This window comes from Coxiella-like endosymbiont, from assembly GCF_030643785.1.
Classification (GTDB): Bacteria; Pseudomonadota; Gammaproteobacteria; order Coxiellales; family Coxiellaceae; genus Coxiella.
Window position 1 is genome coordinate 165,109 of sequence record NZ_CP094378.1, and the last position, 19,539, is coordinate 184,647.

Below are 19,539 nucleotides of genomic sequence, written 5' to 3' on the forward strand. Positions count from 1 at the left end.
ATTAAATTTAAATATTGTTACCAAATCTCGAAAAAGACTACCTGACAAAGATTAAATTAATATTATCCCATCCCCTGCATTTCCCCTGCATTTGTAACAGTTTATATCGCTTAGGCAACTTTGTCCTTCATCAACACACTCCGATAACGCCACAATAAGCAAAAAGCACTAAAAACAAGAAGCACTTCAAACGCATACATACACTGGACGGAGATGTAATAACTTCCGATGTCTACAAATAAGTAGATCAATAAAATCAGGATGCCACTTAAGCTATTGAATATAGACTGCATCCGAGCTTGAAAGCGAAACTTTGTCAAGTGCTGCGCTTTTGTTACCATCAATGGCCATACGGCTAAACAGAGGCCAATGAAAAAATACAATATTTCAGCCCCAACGATGGTGCGATTCGCTCCAAACCAACCAAAGAAAATAGCTAACAAAAAACACAATAGCATTAAAGTTTTTGTAAGCCCCCATCGATCAGCTATCCAAGGCATAAAAATTCCTCCCACGACGACCCCAACGGACAAAGCGGCATCGATTTGCCCAAATTGAGAAACGCTACCCTGTAATACATTCTTGACAAAAGGCGCTAGTAAAACAGGAGTTGTCATAAAGGACACTAAGATAAGCAACTGCACGGAATAAATCACAATTAATTTTAGATGATTACGTAAGTAAACGAGTCCTAATTTGAAATCATCAACAATAAAATGATAAGAAATTTTTGTTTTCTTGATTTTTTGTAACGTCGGCTTAACGCGCATCAACATGAATGTTGAAAGAATAAAAATAATTCCCGTCACTAATATCGTTGGTGCTGGAGATAACCAAGCGACAAAAAAACCTGCCAAACCCATTCCTACCACATTCCCAATTTCATAAGCAATATCAATGGTGAAGTTAGCATAAAGCAAATCATCTGAAATAACTATTTCACGAATTAGCGCGATTGCCGCAGGCAAATAAACACTGAAGCCTATTCCCAATAGTATTGTAAGAAAATAAATTACATAGGCAGAGACATAGTGACTAAAATGGCTACTAAAAAAATTAACACAATTCCGCGAATGGCATTACCACCTACCATTAGCCATTTACGCGAATAGCGATCGGCGATAACTCCTAAAAAAGGCCCCAATAATATAGTGGGTACCCAAAAGCAGAGCATCAAAATCGAAACTGCTGCAACCGAATTATCGGCTTGTAAAATCAGCCAACTCAATGTAACGTAGCTTAAGCCCGAACCAAAAGTTGCTAAAAGGCAGCTCACAAAATACCATCGGAAGGAGAGTTGAGATAATAACTGCAACCGCTTACTGACAAACGCCATAACAACACCAAACCAAATGAAGACAATTTAATACGGAAACCGATCCTTATATCATAATTTACTAATTTTGTCACCTCTATACGTGAGACCGTGATTCTTAGGACCTCTGAAGTTTAGTGATTTTGGGCAGTGTAGATTTTCAAAAGGTGATAGCTAATTGACAACAATCTGGCGATCAAGTAGCGTACTTTTTAATGAGATGCTCAGATACAAAGCCCGCTGTTGAAAAGGAGCCCCTTCAAAACTCCCATCCAAATCAGGACAGCGATCGAAATCAGGGTTAATTGTTAGTTTAGCTATGCTGATTTTTGTTTTTGCCAGTCTGGTCGTAATGGAAATTCAATACAATGCATATTGGATGTTTATGTGCGTAATGGCGGGGGATTCTACGCAATACTTTGTGTGTGGCTTGTGTGGTACACCTGCGGTATCATGATAAGATTTTTCCTACTAATGCTTGGCATATGGTTCTTCATTGGACCGGTTTAATCGCTGCCATTTATTTAATCTCTGTTTTCGTTAGCCGAGGCATCGTCAATAATCGCGAGGTTGAGTTGTTTATCCTGATTATTTTAGCATTGGATTTATATTTGACTGGGCATCTCTACACAGGTATTATTTTTATACTCATTGGATATTCACATTTGGCATTTTAGCTACGAGTATAATTTTGGTGGAAACCTACTTCTGGTTAATTATAATCACCATTATTTCACTGGTTACTCCTATTGTTTTTTTCATTATGACGCGAAATCATAAAAAACCGGAAAATGAAGTTTAATTATAATAATCTGATTATTATTGTCCGTTGAACTTAGCCTAATTTGCACCTCCATAACCGCTCAAAAACTACTCAAATCTTCTCTAAGCTCAAATTTACAGTCCGGATTCCAAGAAATTTTGCGCCATGTAAAATCTAATATTAACGTTGGTTTAGTCGTAAGCAATGCAACAACCGGGACGCGTTCTTTTCAACAAACGCGCGGAATACTTATTATACACACCGGCCAGCACTCAGAAATTATTTACCGCAGTGGCTGCTTTATATTATTTAGGCGATGATTATCAATTTGTAACTGCATTATTGACTAGCGGCACCGTAAAAGGAAATATCTTGCAGGGGGATTTAATTCTTAAATTTTCTGGCGATCCCGAATTAACCACTGAGGACTTAAATCAATTAATTGAAAAATTACAAGAGTTAGGCATTCGCCGTATTAATGGACGTTTCTTAATTGATAACGCCGATTATAACGATGTTCCCTACCCACCAGGATGGATGTGGGATGACTTAAGTTACGGTTATACGGCTCCTGTAAATGCGATCATTATTGATCGTAATAAACTTTTATTATATATTTTGTGAGAAAAAATTAATGCTCAACCTAAGTTGGAGACCATTTTACTTAGGGAAGTAGCTCAATTTTCCAATTATATAAAAACCACCGCAACACATGAAAAAGATTGTCCGCTTACTATTTATAGTTACTATTTATAGTGACAATTACAATAATTATCGATTAGCGGGATATATAAATCGGACTTGGGTGGTCGCCAGCACTGAACTTTAGCTATACGCAATCCAATGCGTTATGCAACAATCCTTTTGCGACAAGCCCTAATTAATACATGAGTCTCCACCTTTGAGCACGATGTTAAAAGAAATGTTGAAGAATTCTGATAATCTAACAACAGATTCTCTTCTCAAGAAGATGGGAGAAATCTTTTACCGAGAAGCCGATTCTTGGCAGAATGGGCGGCTCCGTACTCTTAAAAAAGATATTAGCTTCCACTGGTATAAATTTAAAGACAATTTAATTAACGATGGTGTGAGGCTTTCAAGTTATAATATAATCTGGTTAGTCCTGACCAACTATCTAAATTTCTTATTTTTACTTATAATCATCAGCGAATTCGAGATCCTTTATTAAAAAGCTCTGGCTATAGGCGGCAAAGATGGTACGCTGTCTTGGCGTATGTCATCGTTAACTAATTCTGAGCGCCATGCCAAGACGGGCTCTATGGCGGGGGCGGGGTTTCTGCTTTAGCAGGTATCTAGAAACACAAAATAACAGGATGTTATCATTCATTATGATTATTAATGGTTTCGTAGGAAAAATCATCCCTATACCCACCATACCTCGCAGATCGTATATGCGAATATCTCATACATCCCTTGGGGAAAAAATAAACATGGATAAATATGCAATTATTGGTAATCCTGTCGATCACAGTTTATCACCTATTATTTTTCAAGCTTTTGGAGAACAAACCCGACGAACGTTTCGTTATCTAAAAATAAAAGCTCCATTTAATGATTTTCCTAAGGTATTAAAAGAATTCCAAAAAGAAGGGGGTAAAGGAGCCAATATCACTTTGCCTTTCAAATATGAAGCCCACAAACTGTCGAATAAACAGAGTCGTGAAGCAAAAGAAGCTCAGGCTGCGAGCGCTTTGCAATTTCTCCACGATGGTACTATTTATGGAGTTAATTATGATGGCTTAGGACTCGTACAAGATTTAACGCGCAACCACAATATCACTCTCGCTCAAAAATCCATCCTAATTTTAGGAGCAGGTGGGGCCACTCAAGGGATTTTAGGCCCATTAATGAATACCGCGCCAACACAAATTGTCATAGTTAATCGAACTGTATCCAAATCGCGCGAATTAGCTTCGCATTTCCATTTACGGGGAGAACTTCAGAGCATCGGTTATGATCATTTAAAACCTATACCTTATGACATTATCATTCATGCTACTAGCTTAGGTCACCAAGGCAAGCTTCCCTCTTTGCCAGCAGCGATCATAGGACCTGAGACTTGTTGTTATGATCTTTCTTATGGAAAAATCGCTCTGCCATTTTTACAATGGGCTAAACGTCAGGGCGCTAATAAATGTTTTGATGGCCTGGGCATGTTAATAGAACATAATGCTGCACTTTTTTATTTGTGGTTCGGGATTTACCCAGATACATCGCCTATTCTTAAGGGACTTAGTACGTCTTGTGAGATATCTTTCAATAAACAATAAGTTAATTTCACAATTTGCTAGATGTCTCTAGCTCCTGATAAATAATAAAAAAATATTTAATTATTTGGAGGAAGCAAATAATCTTTTAAAAAATCGAGACACTGAATAATGTATTGATTCGTATTTTCCTGGATAAATGCCTGAGGTTTCGGGCTAAGTGCTTGCGTATAATTTTTGAAAAAATGGCTAAGCTTGTCACAACCCTTTCCAGCGAATCCACTCTCGAGATTTGTCATAATTCTTGCTTTTGTTGGCGAAACTCTATCGATATTTGGTTAAAACCTTCTTCTTTCTCACAATGGCAGCAAAGAGATCATGAACCAATTGATTAAAATAATGCGTTTGGCTAATAACAGCAGAAGATTGAATATTTTGAAAAGATGTTTTTACTCGTTCAGCAGTTTATAAATCTAATTTTCCTTCAGATACTCTACATTATCCAGTGCTTTTAGTAATTCTTCTTGAAGGCAATTAAGAATTGCTTCGAAAGCTTTGAACCATGTTTTACCAAATCGAAGGAATTCACTCACGTATGGAATTCTTTCTTGAGTTGGCAAAGTAGAGGCGATTAAATTCCTTTTATTGCTACGATCACGATCCTCTCGCAATAAAAAATAGAGCATTTCCTGTTCACGCTGTTCCTACAATCGTTGGTCCTGAGCTCTTAACCAATATCCATAGGCATAATTTAATTTTTCAAGCAGGTGGGGTATAACTTCTGGACTTAGATGGTTATTTGATACCATAAACATTCCTCATCATTCCTTAGTAGGTAGACTACTTAACTTTTATTAAGTTAATCTTCAAGATATATCGGCGTTGTCCCGCGGCTTGTCCGAAGGAACCAATCTATAAACTGTGCGAAAGAACCAGTTTCAAAAGGTAGAAAATAAACAACTGCGAATAAGGTAGAAAATAAACAACTGCGAATAAAGCACCAACAGGGAGCCGTAATAATCCAGGACATAAAGATATATTCCTAATAATAGAAAGATTCAAAGCTCCAATAGCTCATGCAAATCCCACCACCAATACCGCACACCCACTAAAGTTTGGGTGGTCGAAATAGGCAACCTCCCCCGAAGCAGAGGTGACAACCACTGTAGCAGCGGCAGACAGCTGAGCAGCAAAACCACAGCTTGGGGTTAATTGAGTAATATCCGTGCCGATAGTTGCAATTACCCTATAGCCCATATACATGGCAAGACCACTCACAATTCCTGCGGCCACCTAAGAGCAAAATCCAAAAGGGTATTCGAGCTTCTGCCAGTACTGCTCCTCCTTTGACAATTCCGACAACATCTGCCAAAAGTTCAATGGTATTGGCTACATCGTTAGACCCATGAGCAAAAGCTATAGCGCGCAAGCAGTAAAAATCATGAGAACACCAAATATTTTTCCATCTTTGAAAAATTAATATGGGCTCTATGATTTGAGCTAATGGGGATCCGCCGCAACAATAGATAGCCTATAAAAGAATAGATATAGATAGCCTATAAGACTAATAAAAGACTAATAAAAATAGAAATCACCATAGAAATCACGACACCTAAAGTTCTGGGAATTTTCAGACAATATTTTAAGCCATTCAAAAACGTTACTAAACTAATTATTAAAATGACTAAAAAATATATTAAGGTAGATAGAGTTTTGTATTGTGGATGAGGGCTTCTTGCTCTCAAAAATAAGCGTTGCACACTACGAAATAAAAAATTAAGCTATAAGGCTCGCGATTAAAGGGGTGACGGTCCAATTTATAATGATATTGACTTTGCTGCGACTTGATGCCAATAAATGGCCTGAATGCCCAGAACCATTAAACTAAAGCCAATAGCAGCCCCCATAATATTATGAATCGTTGAAATAGGACAACCCAAAAGATGTGGCGATAATCAACAAGCTTCTTGCTACTGCTAATAACAAACCTAACATTCCAAAGATTAATAACTATGGTGTTTGAACAAACAAATTGGCATTGATAATCTCACCGCGGATGGTTTCGGTTACTTGGCCTCCCGCCAATAGCGATTCCACTGCTTCGAAAATAGCAGTAATTAGAATAAGCCTGGGTAATTGTAATTGCTTTCAAACCAATAGAAGTGCCCATAACATTAGCGACATCGTTTGCTCCAACGCCACAATCCATAAAAAAACTAAAAATAATTTCTAAAACCAGATACAGTTGGCTATCTTCCATGAAGATTGAGCTACTAAAAAATGGTACCATAGCAAGAGATGAAAAATGGGGCAAGGGATTTAATTACACCGTTCTCATTGAGTGGCTTTCTGTTAATTTTCTTAGTATAACTTACCCAACAATCCTTTTCTTAGCTAAGGAGCTAATAAAAGTAATTATGCCAATACCAAAAACCGCGTTATTTTTCAACCCAAAGGGCAGCATTTATCACCTGGATTTATTTCCTGGTGAACTCGCTCAAACTATTATTTTAGTTGGAACCCTATACGCCGCCGAACTAGGTCCGAATTAGGCTCGCGTTATTTTGATTGCATTGAAATAAAAAAATCGAAACGAGAATTCATCATTCACACTGGAATGATTAGCAATCATCGGTTATCCATTATTGGAATTGGTATAAGGTCTGATAATACTGACATAGTTATCAATGAAGAACACCTTATTTAACGTCGATTTTAAAGAGCTTAAAATAAAATCAACATTAATCAGATTGTGATTTATTTGATTCAGAATGGCCCAAGCATTGCAACCTGAAATATCAGTCGACAGTTACGTCGTTTCAGAACGCGCGATCGCTTTCGATGGATTAATCAATTTTTACACTAATTCCAATACTGACGATAACTTAACCCAGAATCTAAAAAATCATTTTTATTCACTTACTGTTATTGATAATTTTTACGCTACCCGAAGCTATACTTTCGTTGCTAAATTTATTTTCTAGAGATGAATATCAAGGACTGACCATTTTATTAAGCGGATTTAATCGGATTTTATGGCCATAAATATCCTCAATTGCGCGCACCTTTGGTTGACTTGGATTTTCTTGAAATGGCACAAAGCTTTAAAGTGAGCCAGCATGTTATTACTAATTTCGAAATGGAGACAGCGACCACTTATGAATTAAGTAACCTATTAAATCATGAATGCTGTTCCATCGGATTACGGATGAAATAAGTAAAGAGCTCCAAAAAGCTATCGAAAAGATGATTGAGGCCGGACTCGAGAAGTTGATATACTAATTTTATGTTGCCAAAAATTTCAATCTTAGATATGTTCAGTCATTCTCCCATTCGACTGCTACAGCATCACATGAAAAAAATACACAATTGTGTAGAATTACTTCCTTCTTTTTTTGAGGTGCTTATCGCGCAAGATTGGAAAAAAGCTTCGAGCGTGCATCAAACTATTATTCAATTTGAAAACGAAGCAGATGAACTAAAACACGATTTTCGTCGTCATTTACGCAAAAGTTTGCTGCTACCGATACCTCGTGGTGATTTTCTGGCCTTGCTGGCCAAGCAGGATAAAATAGCTAACACAGCTAAGGATATTGCAGGAATTATCATCGGACGTCGAATGGAAATTCCTTTACCTCTCGTAACCGAATTTAAAAATTTTTTAAATCATTGCGTAAAAGCCTCAGAGCAAGCACAAAAGGCGATCAATAAGCTTGACGAATTATTAGCCTCAGGTTTTCGGAGAAAAAAAACGGATTATAAACAAACGGATTATGTGGATAAACTAATCGATCAACTTAACAATACAGAATATAAGATCGACCAATTAAAAATTAAAATACGACAATCGCTTTTTCAAACTGAAAATATTCTAGCACCCGTAAACGTTATTTTTTTATATAAAATAATAGAACAAATTAGCTTTTTGACTGATCACGCTCAACAGACTGACAATCATTTACAATTATTAACGGCAGATTAAATAATGACATTCGCTTCTTACAATGCTTTAAAAGAAATTCGACATTATGCTCCCGATTTTCAACCCCGATTGGCTATCGTTCTAGGCTCAGGTTTAGGCGAGTTAACCGAGCAAATTGAAGAGCCAATCATTATTTCTTATCATCAATTACCGGCTTTCCATAAACCTAACATTGAAGGCCATGCTGGTAAGCTCTATTTAGGTAAAATCAAAGGCATTCCGGTAGCTTGCCTACGAGGACGCGCTCATCATTATGAAGGAGTTGATAATAATTCCATCAAAACTATGGTTCGCACTTTAAAACTACTGGGATGTGAAACTTGGTTAGCTACGAACGCTGCAGGTTCCTTACGAGAAAATCTTAAACCGGGCAGTTTGGTTTTAGTTAAAGACCACATAAATTTTCAATTTAATAACGCTCTCGTAGGTCCCAACGAAGATGATTTCGGATCTCGCTTTGTTAGCATGGAGGACGCTTACGATCCAATTCTTCGTACTAAATTTTCAAAAATTTCAGATCACTTATCTATCGATTTGCCAGAAGGGGTTTATATTGGTGTCTTGGGGCCAGCTTTTGAAACACCCGCTGAAATTAAGGCCTATCGACTTCTAGGCGCAGATGTTGTGGGTATGTCTACTATTCCCGAGGTAATCATCGCTCGACATTGTGGGATGCACGTTGTAGTAATTTCCGTCGTCAGTAATTTCGCTGCTGGAATGACGGAAGAAAAAGTTACTCATGAACAAACATTACGTGGGGTAAAATTGGCTACAGAAAATTTGACCCGATTAATCTTAACCTTTATCGAACAATATCTATCATGAAAGCTGAAAATACTGCTAAAAAGCTGATCCCTTTGATTGATTTAACTATCTTAGATGACCAGGATACCCCACAAACTATTGAGAAATTATACCATAAAGTAAAGACACCTTATGGTTTTGTAGCAGCCGTTTGTATTTATCCTCAATTTGTTAAGCTCGCGTATAAATTATTAATGAAAACGCCCGTAAAAGTGGCAACAGTCGCCAATTTTCCTAACGGGAATCAATTAATAACTGATTGTATCGAAAACATTAAACAATCAATCGCCGATGGGGCGGATGAAATCGATGTAGTTATGCCCTACACCACCTATTTGGAAGGAAATACAGACAGCGTTAAAGAATTTCTACAAGTTTGCTGCGGTATTTGTGCACCCCATACTGTATTAAAAGTTATCATCGAAACAGGAGCCTTAATTAATCATGACGTTATCTTCAGCGCTACTAATTTGGCTATTCAGACAGGAGCCGATTTTATTAAAACTTCTACAGGAAAAATAACTACCGGCGCTACTCCCGAAGCTGTTGAATTAATTTTAGAGGCCATAAAAAATTATCCGGAGAAAAAATTGGTTTAAAAATATCTGGTGGAGTTCGCACCATTGAACAAGCGCTGGCTTATTTTCGATTAGTGGAAAAAAATATGGGCAAAGAATGGATTTCCCCAAATACTGTGCGTTTTGGGACGAGTCGCTTATTAAATGAGATTTTAACTCTAGATTTAAAATAGCTAATATTATTGCACTCACTAGATGAGCCTAAGAACCATCGTCTCCTATAAATTCGATAAATTGGACGATCATGCCTACTTCCAACTTATCAAAGTTGGGATGAACAACGTTGGAAGCATTAAAATAAAATTCATCGCCATTAGTAGGAGTTGTTATAAAACCAAAATTATCTTCTTTAAGAGAAACACTTACTAAAGAATTTTCTTATTTCAGCTTTAGATTAAATAATTTTTTAGAACAATTTCTCCGTGAAGTTATCATCTGATCAAATAAAATTTTTAGTTAGATTGGAATTAGATTGGGAATTGACAGTATTTAAAATAGTAATCCGTCGCTTTCCGATATTAATAAAAAGTTTTTATCTTTATATTAATTTATTTAATATTAATTTATTTATGAATTTATTAAAGATTTTCATTAATGATTTTCCCGATGCACTCTATCATCGTGTAAATGATCAACTGTTGATAACAATAGCTTTTAAAAAACAGCAAAAGAGATTCGCGAATTATTAAAAGTACGATTCTTAAATTTAGTAAATTTAGTGAAGGAAACGAATTGCAAAATTGCTACTCTCTTTGGGGAGCGAACTTATAGAGATTTGGAAGAATTATATGCCTCATTAAAAATGAAAGCTGTCTTATAGAATTCTAAATTCTCTAAAATAGATCCACTACCATCGAACAATTCTTTTTAAAAAGAAAGAAAGTCTTGCAAAAAGGATTAGAATATGTAAAAAATCTCATTCAAAATCAAGAGACTAACTTCACGGAAGAAGACGTTCCCAAAAACTTTCTCATTTAAACTATGAGGATTTTTTTTAAAGTCTACTCAGCCCCCGAACCTGTTAGCATCGTAGCGAAGCACTTTGAAATTCCATCCTTCCTTAGATAAAATTAAATTTCCCTTCTTATCTATCAATAAACTAACCTTTTCCAGCGTTAAATAAGGTCTCAAAAATTATCAGACAGACCCTCAAAATCACACTTTGACTAAAAAATTAAAAGTTTAGATTCTTAGAAACAATTTCAATCAGAAACAGAGGCGGACCCCAATTTTTTATATAGTTTATATAGTTATCATGGTGGAAGAATCGTGGGTCGTTATTAATTTGGCAACAGACCCTCTTCAGCACAAACTCACATTTTTAAAATACTCGACAGTAAAATTAAGCTACTAAAATCGATGCAAGATTTTTTGAAAAAGAATTCGACCAATCTTTCTGACTGGATTGAATCTTGTTATTCCTTTAAGCGCTTTTTTAGTATAACGGATGAATTAATAAGACCATTCCTTTCTGAAAAGGAAAAAAGAAGAGTTTGGATTGGATACGCAAGAACAAAAAATATTAAAAGAAATTCGATTTAAAGAAACCCTTATTCATGAATACAATCTTTCAATTGTACAATTAGAAGTTAATAATCAGTGTAATAAAGCTACTGAAGATCTCCAAGAAAAAATATTTGGAACTAAAGGCTGCTTCTGAGAAATATCAAGATATAACCTACTCTGACATAGAATCTGAAATATTTTTTCCAGAGATAACACACTTTTAATAGAACCCACCGCTAGCTAGCAAGGTGCCTAATAACGCAAGCGCTCGTGTTCTTAGCAGATGGAAAGAAACTCTCCAACAATTTTGAACCCATTTAGAAGCATCAATACGATTAATAACCAATAGGTTAATTTCAGAATTTAGGTCTCAATTAGAGAATTTTTCTACAAAAACAAATGGCAACAAAATTTCTACACTCAAAGAACTAGAAAGATTTGAATCTTTAACCAAGAAACTTGAAGCTTGGAATGAGGCAATTTCGGAATCTGAATCTTTCAATGCTTTCAAAACCGATTTTGAAAATAAAATTTGTGATGCTCGGCGGCAATTAAGTTATTCTCTTAACGTTTTTTATGAGAAAAAATTGAACCCGAAATTACTAAGAAAATAGGTTGTTTGAATAATGAAATCGAATTCACATTGAGAGTAATCGGGATCCATCAGGAATCCTTTTAGAGAAATAGAGACGCCCGAGAAATATTAACGGAAATCAACGTGGAGTTTTTTTCTCTTCCATGATAGATATAAAGTAAATTACGTAAAAATATTTCTTCTGTTAATGAACTCAAAGAGATTTACTCGGATATAAGGATCACAGATGGTCAAGTTATCGTCTTTTGCACTGAAAATATGAGCTTACTAGAAAAGTCTCCGTGGAGATATATGAGAGCTGTTTTTGATAGTATCAAGACCTGCCCTCTGGGTCACGCATCCTCGATGCTTTTAACAATTCGCGCAAAAATCAAAATACTTTAGACGATAAAAGATAGCACCAACCGAGCTCCGTAAAAGGAGCTAGCTGTATAGGAGAGACACCGTTCATTTCTTTTAAATGAGTATGATTGTCACCTTCAAAATCATAAGACGAGTGTTTAGCTAAATATACGATTTTTTTCGCCAAGCAGATCAACAGAATAATAGAGCATCTTATAACTGTGAAGACGCTCCGTGCTTTCTTCAAATATGGGCTCAACCATACTCTGTACTCTGCCATAAGGGATGGTAGTCGGAAAAAAGGGCTCGGGATTTTCGCCATTCAGCGGTGATTTCTTTCAACTCCCGTGAAATCCGCCGGCAATCTCGAGAAAGGGCAGTGATGAGTTCACCTATGGCCTCTTCATTCAAATCTTTGTTAGCTGCCTGGATCGCCATGTCCCGGTAGGTGGAATCCGAGGTACATAAAATCGCTCGTTCGTAATGTTTCACGTTGAATTTGGGTTCATGCCAAGCTCCTTTAGCCTTCTCACAAAGGGCCAATTCACCAGCGCTCTTTAAAACTTCTTTTTTAAATTTATTAAAATCGGAGAGTTCCCATCCTTGGCGTTTGTTATCTAAGTAAGTGACTAAGGCGGCTAACGCCTCATAGGTCTGTTTTTCTTTTTTTTCGAGGGTACAAAGGTTACTGTACAATTTTATCTGTTGAGGATCTAAAACCCTTTGCATTCTTGTCATCAGATACTCCCATTGTAACTTCAGATAGACAGATTATACCTCTTTTTGAGAAAGATTTCCTTATTTTAAAACGGTATTAACTGAAGCTTCTTCTTATTTCTGGTCTTGACGCAACAAAATGAAAAACACTGACATTCATTGTCCCGATTGATCATAACTAATTGTTCTATAAATATTTTTTTAATTGGACAGGGCGCATATGACGAAATGGTCGATGAGGGCAGAGAGGGCGGTTAAAAATTAATTAACCCCCTTTTGTGTGCGGGTATGGAGACTCCACTATCAGAGATTTAAAGGAAGTTATTCTTACTCAATTTTTTCTGTTTCAGGTACCTTTGTCTTTTCTTCGTTCTGAATGCGCTGATAAATTTCTTCTCGATGAACTGGAATATGTTTCGGCGCCTCGATACCAATTCGCACTTGATTACCTCGAACTTCCAAGACTGTTATGACAATCTTTTCGTTGGATAAATCTCCCCGCCGTAGGGTAGTTGAATGTGCTGAGGTTTCGGTTGTTTCGGTTTTGACTTTCTCATCGTTGCCGATAATTAAACGCTGACCAAGTGTTCTTGTTAGGACTAACATGATAAACTTCCTTTATCTTAAAGCCACCTTGCCAACTTGCCAAAGCGGCGACAGTTTCACGCAGAACCTCCTTTTCATAGTCTCCATTGGAATCTCACGAGATTCGATCAAAGCGTGCCCGTAGATAAGCTTTAGAGCGAGCCATTATACCCATGATAGCGAGAAGTGCAAGTGGTCAATTTTATATTCGAAACTCCTGATTTATATTTGTGATCTTCTGTAAAGTTTAACACCAGCAGAAGTTCCCACGAGTAAAGTATCTGCAGGGCGATGAGCAAAAAGTCCGTTACTGACAACACCAGGGATATTATTCAGTGTTCTTTCAAGTTCCAATGGATCAAGGATATTTAAATTACGAACATCCAAAATAACATTGCCGTTATCGGTAATGTACCCTTGACGATAAACAGGATCGCCTTTTAATTTTACAATTTCACGCGCGACGAAACTTCGGGCCATTGGAACAACTTCGACGGGCAAAGGAAATTTACCCAAAACGTCGACTTGTTTGTTTTCATCTGCCACACAAATGAAATGCTTAGAGGCAGCAGCAATAATTTTCTCGCTTGTCAGTGCGCCCCCCACCCTTGATAAGATAAAAATGTTTATTAAATTCATCTGCGCTATCTACATACACTTCCAAATTTGAAACTGAATTAAGATCCATTAAGGTAATCCCTTTTTCTTTTAAGTATCTTTCCGTAACACAAGAACTAGCCACTGCTCCCTCGATTTGATGTTTCATCTCAGCGAGCGCATCGATAAAATAATTCACAGTGGATCCAGTGCCAACGCCAATAATGTCAATATTTTTGATATATTGAATAGCCTCCAGCGCTGCCGTTTCTTTAAGATTATCTTTTGACATTCTTTCTCATTTCTAATTAATTATAAATTTCCGATTTTTTCACTACCCTCCACGCGAATAATGGTTCCATTAATCCACGCAGATTCTGGCATCACTAATAATGAATGCTATCATGTTGGCTACATCTTCTGATTGGGTAAGTCGCTTAAAGGGGTTTTTCATTTTTGCAACTACCTTCATGCTATTACTTCCAGGAATTAAACGCAATGCTGGTGTGTCTTGTTACTCCGGGTTGGAGTAGGTTACAACGAATAACGCAGGCGGTAAATTCCAAGGCAATGGAGGGGGCACGGCATCAAGCGCCGCCTTGGGTCAGCGAAGACCGCAGCATAACCTCACCTACACCACTTCGTTGCCTTCGCTTTTAGCACAATGACTGTTTCCGCTTAATATATACCAGGACTTGGGATCTAAGTCAGCGTCTCCTTCAATTCTCCAATAGTGGCCGGGACGCAGACGGAATATCCAGTTAGAAAAACCTGTCCATAACAGGAGAATACTTAAAGGGAACCTTCGAAGAGTTTGACGCCGAGATTTAACGGGGAGAAAAAAGTAAAAACCAGCTAAAATGATAATCGGCAGCGCTAAAAATTCTGAAATTAAAATATAAAAGGTTATAACCAAAATAGCGAATAAATTTTTAAACCACCGGTGCATTTTTAATCTATGTAAGGCTTATCTCCACTTGTTTCCTATTTAAAATAAAGCAAAGTTCTTGCCTATATGAATAGAGAAACCGAAATTGAAAAAGCGTTAGTGGGAAGAAAAAGCATCCTACTTGAATAGAAGATAGCATTTTTTCCGAACATGAAACAGCTTCCCATCTAGTTGAACTCCTTCCTAATCATGCTACACTCGAATTAAATGACCTAAAGAAAAACCTTTAACATTCAATTGCACCTCTAATTCAGTTCCCAATGCGCCCTCTTGAATAATAGCCAAACGAGAATAGTCGTTCTACTAATGCGTTCTACATAAGGCAAAAATTTTGGAATCTTGACCAAATTAGCCTGTTTATTTTCTGCTCCCCAACTCCACCATTTCATAATCATATGAGTTTACTCCCTAACTGTCTGATAGTTATTTTTTAATAATGTCAATTTTCTCAGTTGCGTAATAGCTGTATAAATTGCTTGGGTCATAACAAGCACAACATTCAAAATGCGAAAGTTTAGAAAAACTCGCTATAAACGTTTGAGGATAAATCGGCTCATCAATATAAATCTTTATGCCTCGCGGCTTAACCATTCCACACTCCTTTAGAAAAAGCTTGACTAGTCCCCTTCAATGCAGATAGAACGATGGGTAGTAATTGGAATGCAAGTTCAATAAAGGCAGTACTTTTTTGAAAGGCAAAAATTCGCCTGTTTTTGAGCGTGTTCCTTCAGGGTAAATAATCAATTTATGATTATTCTCTTTAAAGCCTTTTCAATATCGTTGAATATCTCTTAGTGTTGTTATAGGATTTTTTCTATCGACCGAAATTAAATTAATTAATTTCGAAGAAAAAGACGTCATTCCTTGGTGATTAAAAAAATAGTCTTTCGCCGCTAACATACTAAATTCTTTAAATGGACGTCCCGCAGCTAACATCAAAGCGGGTGTATCCATATGGCTGGGGGTGATTACTGTATAAAATGTAAGAACTTCGAGAAAATGTTGACGATCATATACATAAAAACGACAGTACCAATTAAAAACTATTAAACAAAACCATTTAAATCCCAGTTTATAGAAATAATCTCTAACTTTTTGCATAGATTTGTATCTTTCTCTTCTTGGAAGAAATAGCAGATGAGTCTGAGCTATCATATCCGATCCTAAGGATATTTCTAAAGCTAAAACACTCGCGCCCACAAGCTCCGCAAATCGTTTTGACGAATTTTCTCCTAGAAAATCCATTAATTTTAAATGCTCTTTCAGCTACACAAGCATAATCTTGACCTGTGGCGAGATAAATAAATAGTGGTCAATTCGTTTGCCACATGCAAATTGACGCCGACTATACTTCTTGCCATTCCGCTTCCATAACCCGCCATCCGCATCTCGTCCTTAAGTCTTCTGGAGAAGACCCTAAAAAGTTTTTACAAACTTCAGCCGCAACGTACATGAAGCAATTACTTTGTGTCCTCAACCAGTAAGAAGGGTTTTTGCAGAAGGATTTTTATCGGAATTAAAATTTGATTTTAAGAAGTAGGAAAAAGCAAATTCTTGTCCTAACCTAGCTTGAATAAAATGACAGGCCTCATGCGTGCAAAAGGTTGTTATATTTTAGCCTGCTGCTTCTGCCGTCGCATAAATAAAATCAAGTATAAACTAATGACGAATTTGATATTGCTCAATTCTTAAAAGCTTACTATGTTCTGTGTTTTTTTCTACAACTTCTTTTAAATTTAGAAAATTATCGTCAATCCACTGTGAAAATATAGGTATCGTTTCTGGATCGGTAAAAGAAATAATGGACTCCGCGATAAAATTTGTTGGACATGTTGCGTTTGAATCCCTCCACATTGGCCACTGCATTAAATCCCCGCGACATGGATAGAGTTAATGTCCCCTCCAACGTTGCAATAGGAATATAATAAGTTCCTTACACATAAGTGCCTTTTACAATACACGGCCCAGATAATCCTAGCGGAATAGAAACTTGTCCGATGTGATTTTCAATTAATCCTCGCAAGAAGCTACTAAGCTCTGTGGCACAAAGTTGCCAATTCAATCCTTGCGCTTTTATCGATTCTCGTCTTTTTTTAAAGGTTATTTCGTCAAATCCAAAAGAAATTTTCTCTCCTTGATTTATCAGATAATCCCCTCTGACAGCAGTGTAAATCCAACCCATCTACCATCGTGAGCCAGGCTAAGTTGAAAGGAAGATAAATCATTGTTCGTTGAATAAAGACATGGTGGACCCAGACGTTTTTCCTTTAATTTTTGATCGCTCCACTCTGATATGATTCCCCAACCCGGTGGACCACCTAGCCTAATCCTTTACGAGTGTTCTTACGGCGGCTGACTCTTTTTTAGTAGAAATTGTTCTGCCCCTCAAACGTTGAAAGCAAATTACTACTGGACGAAAGCTAAAAGATGTCGCTGGCTCTCCTATCAAAGCAACTGCATGAATAACTTCTTTGACTATATTTTTTATTTTAAATTTAAGGAGTGATTCATTTCACCAAAATTGAACTATAAAAACAGAAAAAAATTTTCCTATCGTTGGACTTTAATTAAATCCGACTCCGAAAAAACGAATAATTTAACGGAAAAAAGCTCGAGAGTATCTTTACTACATGATTTGTAAGCAGCCTCTTTATTGGATTTGCTGATGCTAAAATCGCTTCATGTTCCAAAGGGGAAAAACTCTCTTCAAAAAACGAACATCGAGAAATTTTTTATGCGTCCCAAGATCGCCCAAATCGACGATATCATTTCCTAAATAAATAATAGTCAACAGTAGATTCCAGCTGACTACTGATTAAGTTGATAGCATCCTCAATTGTTAAAATTTCATCGGCTTGTTGATCGGAAATTTCAATATCAAACGCATCCTCAAATGCCAGAATGATATCAATCAAACGCGCTGAAATTTGTAGATCTTCCGTAAATCAAGAAGAGAGGTTGCATGAGCTACGGCATTCGGCGCTTTACTAAAAGGTATTACGATCTCTTTAACTTTCTCTTTAATTTTTTTTGAATATTTTAGTTTTTACCCATATTCCTATCCTCTCTAATAAAAGACATATTATTACCAAGGTTTTCAAATCAAACAAGCATTGTTGATCAATTTAAGTATAAATACCGTCCAATTTAATTTCGGGGAAAATACCAACATACTCTCTCGCTGCTTGGATATTTGGATATATTGATTGTCGCTTTAACTCCTCTTAAAGGAGAAGAAAAATTGACTTCCTCTAATAAATTTGGTTTTTACCTAAAACAACGAGTTATTGAATGATTAATCAATCCAAAATTCAAAAATCTAAAAAAACTCTCTCAAGAATTTCTGGCTTTAGCTGGAATCCAAATCAACGGATCCAGACCTTTCGATGTTAAAGTTCACAACAAAAAAACTTATGATCGAGCATTACTCGAAGGCCCGTTGGGGCTCGGCAAATCCTATATGGATGACTGGTAGGATTGTGAGAATATTAGTCAATTTATATCGTGAATTATGTACACTAATTTAAACCAAAAAGTTAATTAGAATAAAAATTTCTCTTTCGTTTGGCCCATGCATTATTTCATGAATTTTGAATCAAAAAAACGGTCTTATATCGTTTCCAAAACCCATTACGATGTAGGCAACAAACTTTATATTCGAATGCTTGATTTTTACATGACTTATAGATCTGCTTATTATCAGAAGGAACAAAGCGAATATGCGAAAGAGCATTACAAGGATTGACAGTTATGATTGACAGTTATTTATAGTTGAGTTAAAAGATTATCGTGAAATTAATCTGAACAAAAAATTTGACCGCATTATTTGCTTAGGTATGTTTGAATATATCTGTTACAAAAATTATCGAACTTTTTTTTAAATCCGTTTGTAATTATTTAAAAAATGATGGAATTTTTGTACTCCAGACCATTGGAAAATATATCTATTAAAAGCGGTAACACGTAATTTGATAAATACATTTTTCCAAACGGACAAATACGGTCTATTGCTCAGATTAGCAAAGCGCTTGAGAATTTATTCGTTATGAAAGATTGTCATAATTTTGGTTCCTATTATGATAAAACTTTAATGGCTTGAGATAGGAAATTTAGAAATACCATGAAGTTTTACCGCATGTGGGATTATTTTTTTATATGCATTGGCCCGTACTTTTCGTTCTCGCATGTATCAATTATGGCAATTGGTATTAACGAAGGGGCTCCTGAGTGTTTACTCTGGGATTTTCATGACCAATATTCACATCACCAAAACCGAAAATTGATTTAGCTAAAATATTAATGGATTTTTCTTGAGTCTGCTGAATGATTCTATCTTGAAACACTTCTAATTCGGGATGGATATCTTCGCAATTTAACGGTCCATGAATAAATTCTTTGTGTAATTGAAAAACTGAAGCGATAGACTCTATCTCTCCAGAACCACCTAATGCGTGTTCAATTAGCGATTTAGTAGAATTTACCTAAGCTAATTTGTGTTGTGGCTTGCAATTTAAAGCCGACGCCCACCAATTTTAAGTTCTAATTTTTCTGCCATCGTTCCCATCAAATGTCCATTAA

The 19,539-nt window shown here is 36.4% G+C and carries 25 protein-coding genes and 2 pseudogenes; 13 read left to right on the forward strand and 14 right to left on the reverse strand.

From position 1 onward, the window contains the following. Positions 1–110: 110 nt before the first annotated feature. A pseudogene (locus MRH55_RS00815) lies at positions 111–1,336 on the reverse strand (MFS transporter). Positions 1,337–1,734: 398 nt separating this feature from the next. Here MRH55_RS00815 and MRH55_RS00820 point away from each other — a divergent pair. From MRH55_RS00820 to aroE, 4 genes are all read left to right on the forward strand, one after another. Beyond that, a complete protein-coding gene (locus tag MRH55_RS00820) occupies positions 1,735–1,992 on the forward strand; it encodes a hypothetical protein (protein WP_304985632.1) in 258 nt (85 codons plus the stop codon). Between the two features lie 290 nt (positions 1,993–2,282). Then, entirely contained in the window at positions 2,283–2,702 is a 420-nt protein-coding gene (gene dacB, locus MRH55_RS00825) for a D-alanyl-D-alanine carboxypeptidase/D-alanyl-D-alanine endopeptidase (protein WP_304985633.1), read from the forward strand. 298 nt (positions 2,703–3,000) lie between these two features. After that, positions 3,001–3,267, forward strand: coding sequence for a hypothetical protein (locus tag MRH55_RS00830; protein WP_304986186.1), 267 nt, complete (start codon positions 3,001–3,003; stop codon positions 3,265–3,267). 262 nt (positions 3,268–3,529) lie between these two features. After that, positions 3,530–4,369, forward strand: coding sequence for a shikimate dehydrogenase (gene aroE / locus MRH55_RS00835; RefSeq protein WP_304985634.1), 840 nt, complete (start codon positions 3,530–3,532; stop codon positions 4,367–4,369). Positions 4,370–5,380: 1,011 nt separating this feature from the next. Here aroE and MRH55_RS00840 read toward each other — a convergent pair. From MRH55_RS00840 to MRH55_RS00850, 3 genes are all read right to left on the reverse strand, one after another. Then, positions 5,381–5,569 carry an inorganic phosphate transporter gene (locus tag MRH55_RS00840; RefSeq protein WP_304985635.1) on the reverse strand — a complete coding sequence of 63 codons (189 nt, stop codon included), beginning with the start codon at positions 5,567–5,569 and terminating at the stop codon, positions 5,381–5,383. After that, positions 5,553–5,735: a hypothetical protein gene (locus MRH55_RS00845; protein ID WP_304985636.1), complete on the reverse strand. Its 183-nt coding sequence runs from the start codon at positions 5,733–5,735 to the stop codon at positions 5,553–5,555. Before MRH55_RS00845 ends, MRH55_RS00840 begins: the two co-directional genes overlap by 17 nt. Before the next feature lie 618 nt (positions 5,736–6,353). Beyond that, the gene (locus MRH55_RS00850) at positions 6,354–6,566 is read right to left on the reverse strand and encodes a hypothetical protein (protein ID WP_304985637.1); all 213 of its coding nucleotides are present in this window, start codon (positions 6,564–6,566) and stop codon (positions 6,354–6,356) included. Between MRH55_RS00850 and MRH55_RS00855 the strand changes: the two genes are divergently transcribed. The 7 genes from MRH55_RS00855 to MRH55_RS00890 all read left to right on the forward strand — a co-directional run bounded on the left by MRH55_RS00855 (position 6,565) and on the right by MRH55_RS00890 (position 11,330). Further along, positions 6,565–6,858 (forward strand): hypothetical protein, encoded by a 294-nt coding sequence (locus MRH55_RS00855; protein ID WP_304985638.1) that lies wholly within the window; start codon positions 6,565–6,567, stop codon positions 6,856–6,858. The genes MRH55_RS00850 and MRH55_RS00855 overlap by 2 nt on opposite strands. Positions 6,859–7,077: 219 nt before the next feature. After that, positions 7,078–7,290, forward strand: coding sequence for a nucleoside phosphorylase-I family protein (locus tag MRH55_RS00860; protein ID WP_304985639.1), 213 nt, complete (start codon positions 7,078–7,080; stop codon positions 7,288–7,290). Positions 7,291–7,361: 71 nt separating this feature from the next. Continuing rightward, positions 7,362–7,523: a hypothetical protein gene (locus MRH55_RS00865; RefSeq protein ID WP_304985640.1), complete on the forward strand. Its 162-nt coding sequence runs from the start codon at positions 7,362–7,364 to the stop codon at positions 7,521–7,523. 135 nt (positions 7,524–7,658) lie between these two features. Then, complete coding sequence (locus MRH55_RS00870; RefSeq protein WP_304985641.1) at positions 7,659–8,288, forward strand: TIGR00153 family protein; 630 nt, start codon at positions 7,659–7,661, stop codon at positions 8,286–8,288. A 3-nt stretch (positions 8,289–8,291) separates the two neighbouring features. After that, entirely contained in the window at positions 8,292–9,113 is an 822-nt protein-coding gene (locus MRH55_RS00875; RefSeq protein ID WP_304985642.1) for a purine-nucleoside phosphorylase, read from the forward strand. Further along, a complete protein-coding gene (gene deoC / locus MRH55_RS00880; protein WP_304985643.1) occupies positions 9,110–9,691 on the forward strand; it encodes a deoxyribose-phosphate aldolase in 582 nt (193 codons plus the stop codon). Before MRH55_RS00875 ends, deoC begins: the two co-directional genes overlap by 4 nt. Before the next feature lie 1,477 nt (positions 9,692–11,168). Beyond that, entirely contained in the window at positions 11,169–11,330 is a 162-nt protein-coding gene (locus MRH55_RS00890) for a hypothetical protein (RefSeq protein ID WP_304985644.1), read from the forward strand. 1,038 nt (positions 11,331–12,368) lie between these two features. On the opposite strand, the gene MRH55_RS00895 is transcribed toward MRH55_RS00890, so the two are convergent. From MRH55_RS00895 to MRH55_RS00930, 9 genes and pseudogenes are all read right to left on the reverse strand, one after another. Continuing rightward, entirely contained in the window at positions 12,369–12,851 is a 483-nt protein-coding gene (locus MRH55_RS00895) for a hypothetical protein (protein WP_304985645.1), read from the reverse strand. Positions 12,852–13,157: 306 nt separating this feature from the next. Beyond that, positions 13,158–13,436 carry a carbon storage regulator gene (locus MRH55_RS07965; protein ID WP_304985646.1) on the reverse strand — a complete coding sequence of 93 codons (279 nt, stop codon included), beginning with the start codon at positions 13,434–13,436 and terminating at the stop codon, positions 13,158–13,160. A 201-nt stretch (positions 13,437–13,637) separates the two neighbouring features. Next, a pseudogene (rpiA, locus tag MRH55_RS00905) lies at positions 13,638–14,304 on the reverse strand (ribose-5-phosphate isomerase RpiA). 339 nt (positions 14,305–14,643) lie between these two features. Next, a complete protein-coding gene (locus tag MRH55_RS00910; RefSeq protein WP_304985647.1) occupies positions 14,644–14,961 on the reverse strand; it encodes an acyltransferase in 318 nt (105 codons plus the stop codon). Between the two features lie 627 nt (positions 14,962–15,588). Continuing rightward, entirely contained in the window at positions 15,589–15,705 is a 117-nt protein-coding gene (locus MRH55_RS00915; RefSeq protein ID WP_304985648.1) for a hypothetical protein, read from the reverse strand. 27 nt (positions 15,706–15,732) lie between these two features. Then, a complete protein-coding gene (locus tag MRH55_RS00920) occupies positions 15,733–16,206 on the reverse strand; it encodes a lysophospholipid acyltransferase family protein (protein WP_304985649.1) in 474 nt (157 codons plus the stop codon). 505 nt (positions 16,207–16,711) lie between these two features. After that, positions 16,712–16,843 carry a hypothetical protein gene (locus MRH55_RS07500; RefSeq protein ID WP_369421594.1) on the reverse strand — a complete coding sequence of 44 codons (132 nt, stop codon included), beginning with the start codon at positions 16,841–16,843 and terminating at the stop codon, positions 16,712–16,714. Between the two features lie 51 nt (positions 16,844–16,894). Next, positions 16,895–17,143 carry a hypothetical protein gene (locus MRH55_RS00925; protein ID WP_304985650.1) on the reverse strand — a complete coding sequence of 83 codons (249 nt, stop codon included), beginning with the start codon at positions 17,141–17,143 and terminating at the stop codon, positions 16,895–16,897. 583 nt (positions 17,144–17,726) lie between these two features. Then, on the reverse strand, positions 17,727–17,876 hold the full coding sequence (locus MRH55_RS00930; RefSeq protein WP_304985651.1) for an acyl carrier protein: 150 nt from the start codon (positions 17,874–17,876) through the stop codon (positions 17,727–17,729). 668 nt (positions 17,877–18,544) lie between these two features. Between MRH55_RS00930 and MRH55_RS07505 the strand changes: the two genes are divergently transcribed. Both MRH55_RS07505 and MRH55_RS07510 read left to right on the forward strand, forming a co-directional pair. Then, the gene (locus MRH55_RS07505) at positions 18,545–18,706 is read left to right on the forward strand and encodes a class I SAM-dependent methyltransferase (protein WP_369421265.1); all 162 of its coding nucleotides are present in this window, start codon (positions 18,545–18,547) and stop codon (positions 18,704–18,706) included. A gap of 55 nt (positions 18,707–18,761) precedes the next feature. Next, on the forward strand, positions 18,762–18,842 hold the full coding sequence (locus MRH55_RS07510; RefSeq protein ID WP_369421596.1) for a hypothetical protein: 81 nt from the start codon (positions 18,762–18,764) through the stop codon (positions 18,840–18,842). A gap of 327 nt (positions 18,843–19,169) precedes the next feature. Here the strand turns inward: MRH55_RS07510 and MRH55_RS00935 are convergent, their stop codons facing one another. Then, positions 19,170–19,421, reverse strand: coding sequence for a hypothetical protein (locus tag MRH55_RS00935; protein WP_369421598.1), 252 nt, complete (start codon positions 19,419–19,421; stop codon positions 19,170–19,172). Between the last annotated feature and the right edge of the window lie 118 nt (positions 19,422–19,539).

Bases quoted from the DNA above. Each gene is read 5' to 3' on its own strand.
- dacB (WP_304985633.1), top strand. From the start codon at position 2,283: ATGCAACAACCGGGACGCGTTCTTTTCAACAAACGCGCGGAATACTTA.
- MRH55_RS00830 (WP_304986186.1), top strand. From the start codon at position 3,001: ATGTTGAAGAATTCTGATAATCTAACAACAGATTCTCTTCTCAAGAAG.
- aroE (WP_304985634.1), top strand. From the start codon at position 3,530: ATGGATAAATATGCAATTATTGGTAATCCTGTCGATCACAGTTTATCA.
- MRH55_RS00840 (WP_304985635.1), bottom strand. From the start codon at position 5,569: ATGTATATGGGCTATAGGGTAATTGCAACTATCGGCACGGATATTACT.
- MRH55_RS00855 (WP_304985638.1), top strand. From the start codon at position 6,565: ATGAAGATTGAGCTACTAAAAAATGGTACCATAGCAAGAGATGAAAAA.
- MRH55_RS00850 (WP_304985637.1), bottom strand. From the start codon at position 6,566: ATGGAAGATAGCCAACTGTATCTGGTTTTAGAAATTATTTTTAGTTTT.
- MRH55_RS00860 (WP_304985639.1), top strand. From the start codon at position 7,078: ATGGCCCAAGCATTGCAACCTGAAATATCAGTCGACAGTTACGTCGTT.
- MRH55_RS00870 (WP_304985641.1), top strand. From the start codon at position 7,659: ATGAAAAAAATACACAATTGTGTAGAATTACTTCCTTCTTTTTTTGAG.
- MRH55_RS00875 (WP_304985642.1), top strand. From the start codon at position 8,292: ATGACATTCGCTTCTTACAATGCTTTAAAAGAAATTCGACATTATGCT.
- deoC (WP_304985643.1), top strand. From the start codon at position 9,110: ATGAAAGCTGAAAATACTGCTAAAAAGCTGATCCCTTTGATTGATTTA.
- MRH55_RS00895 (WP_304985645.1), bottom strand. From the start codon at position 12,851: ATGACAAGAATGCAAAGGGTTTTAGATCCTCAACAGATAAAATTGTAC.
- MRH55_RS07965 (WP_304985646.1), bottom strand. From the start codon at position 13,436: ATGTTAGTCCTAACAAGAACACTTGGTCAGCGTTTAATTATCGGCAAC.
- MRH55_RS00910 (WP_304985647.1), bottom strand. From the start codon at position 14,961: ATGCACCGGTGGTTTAAAAATTTATTCGCTATTTTGGTTATAACCTTT.
- MRH55_RS00920 (WP_304985649.1), bottom strand. From the start codon at position 16,206: ATGGATTTTCTAGGAGAAAATTCGTCAAAACGATTTGCGGAGCTTGTG.
- MRH55_RS07500 (WP_369421594.1), bottom strand. From the start codon at position 16,843: ATGTCGCGGGGATTTAATGCAGTGGCCAATGTGGAGGGATTCAAACGC.
- MRH55_RS00925 (WP_304985650.1), bottom strand. From the start codon at position 17,143: ATGGGTTGGATTTACACTGCTGTCAGAGGGGATTATCTGATAAATCAA.
- MRH55_RS07505 (WP_369421265.1), top strand. From the start codon at position 18,545: ATGAATTTTGAATCAAAAAAACGGTCTTATATCGTTTCCAAAACCCAT.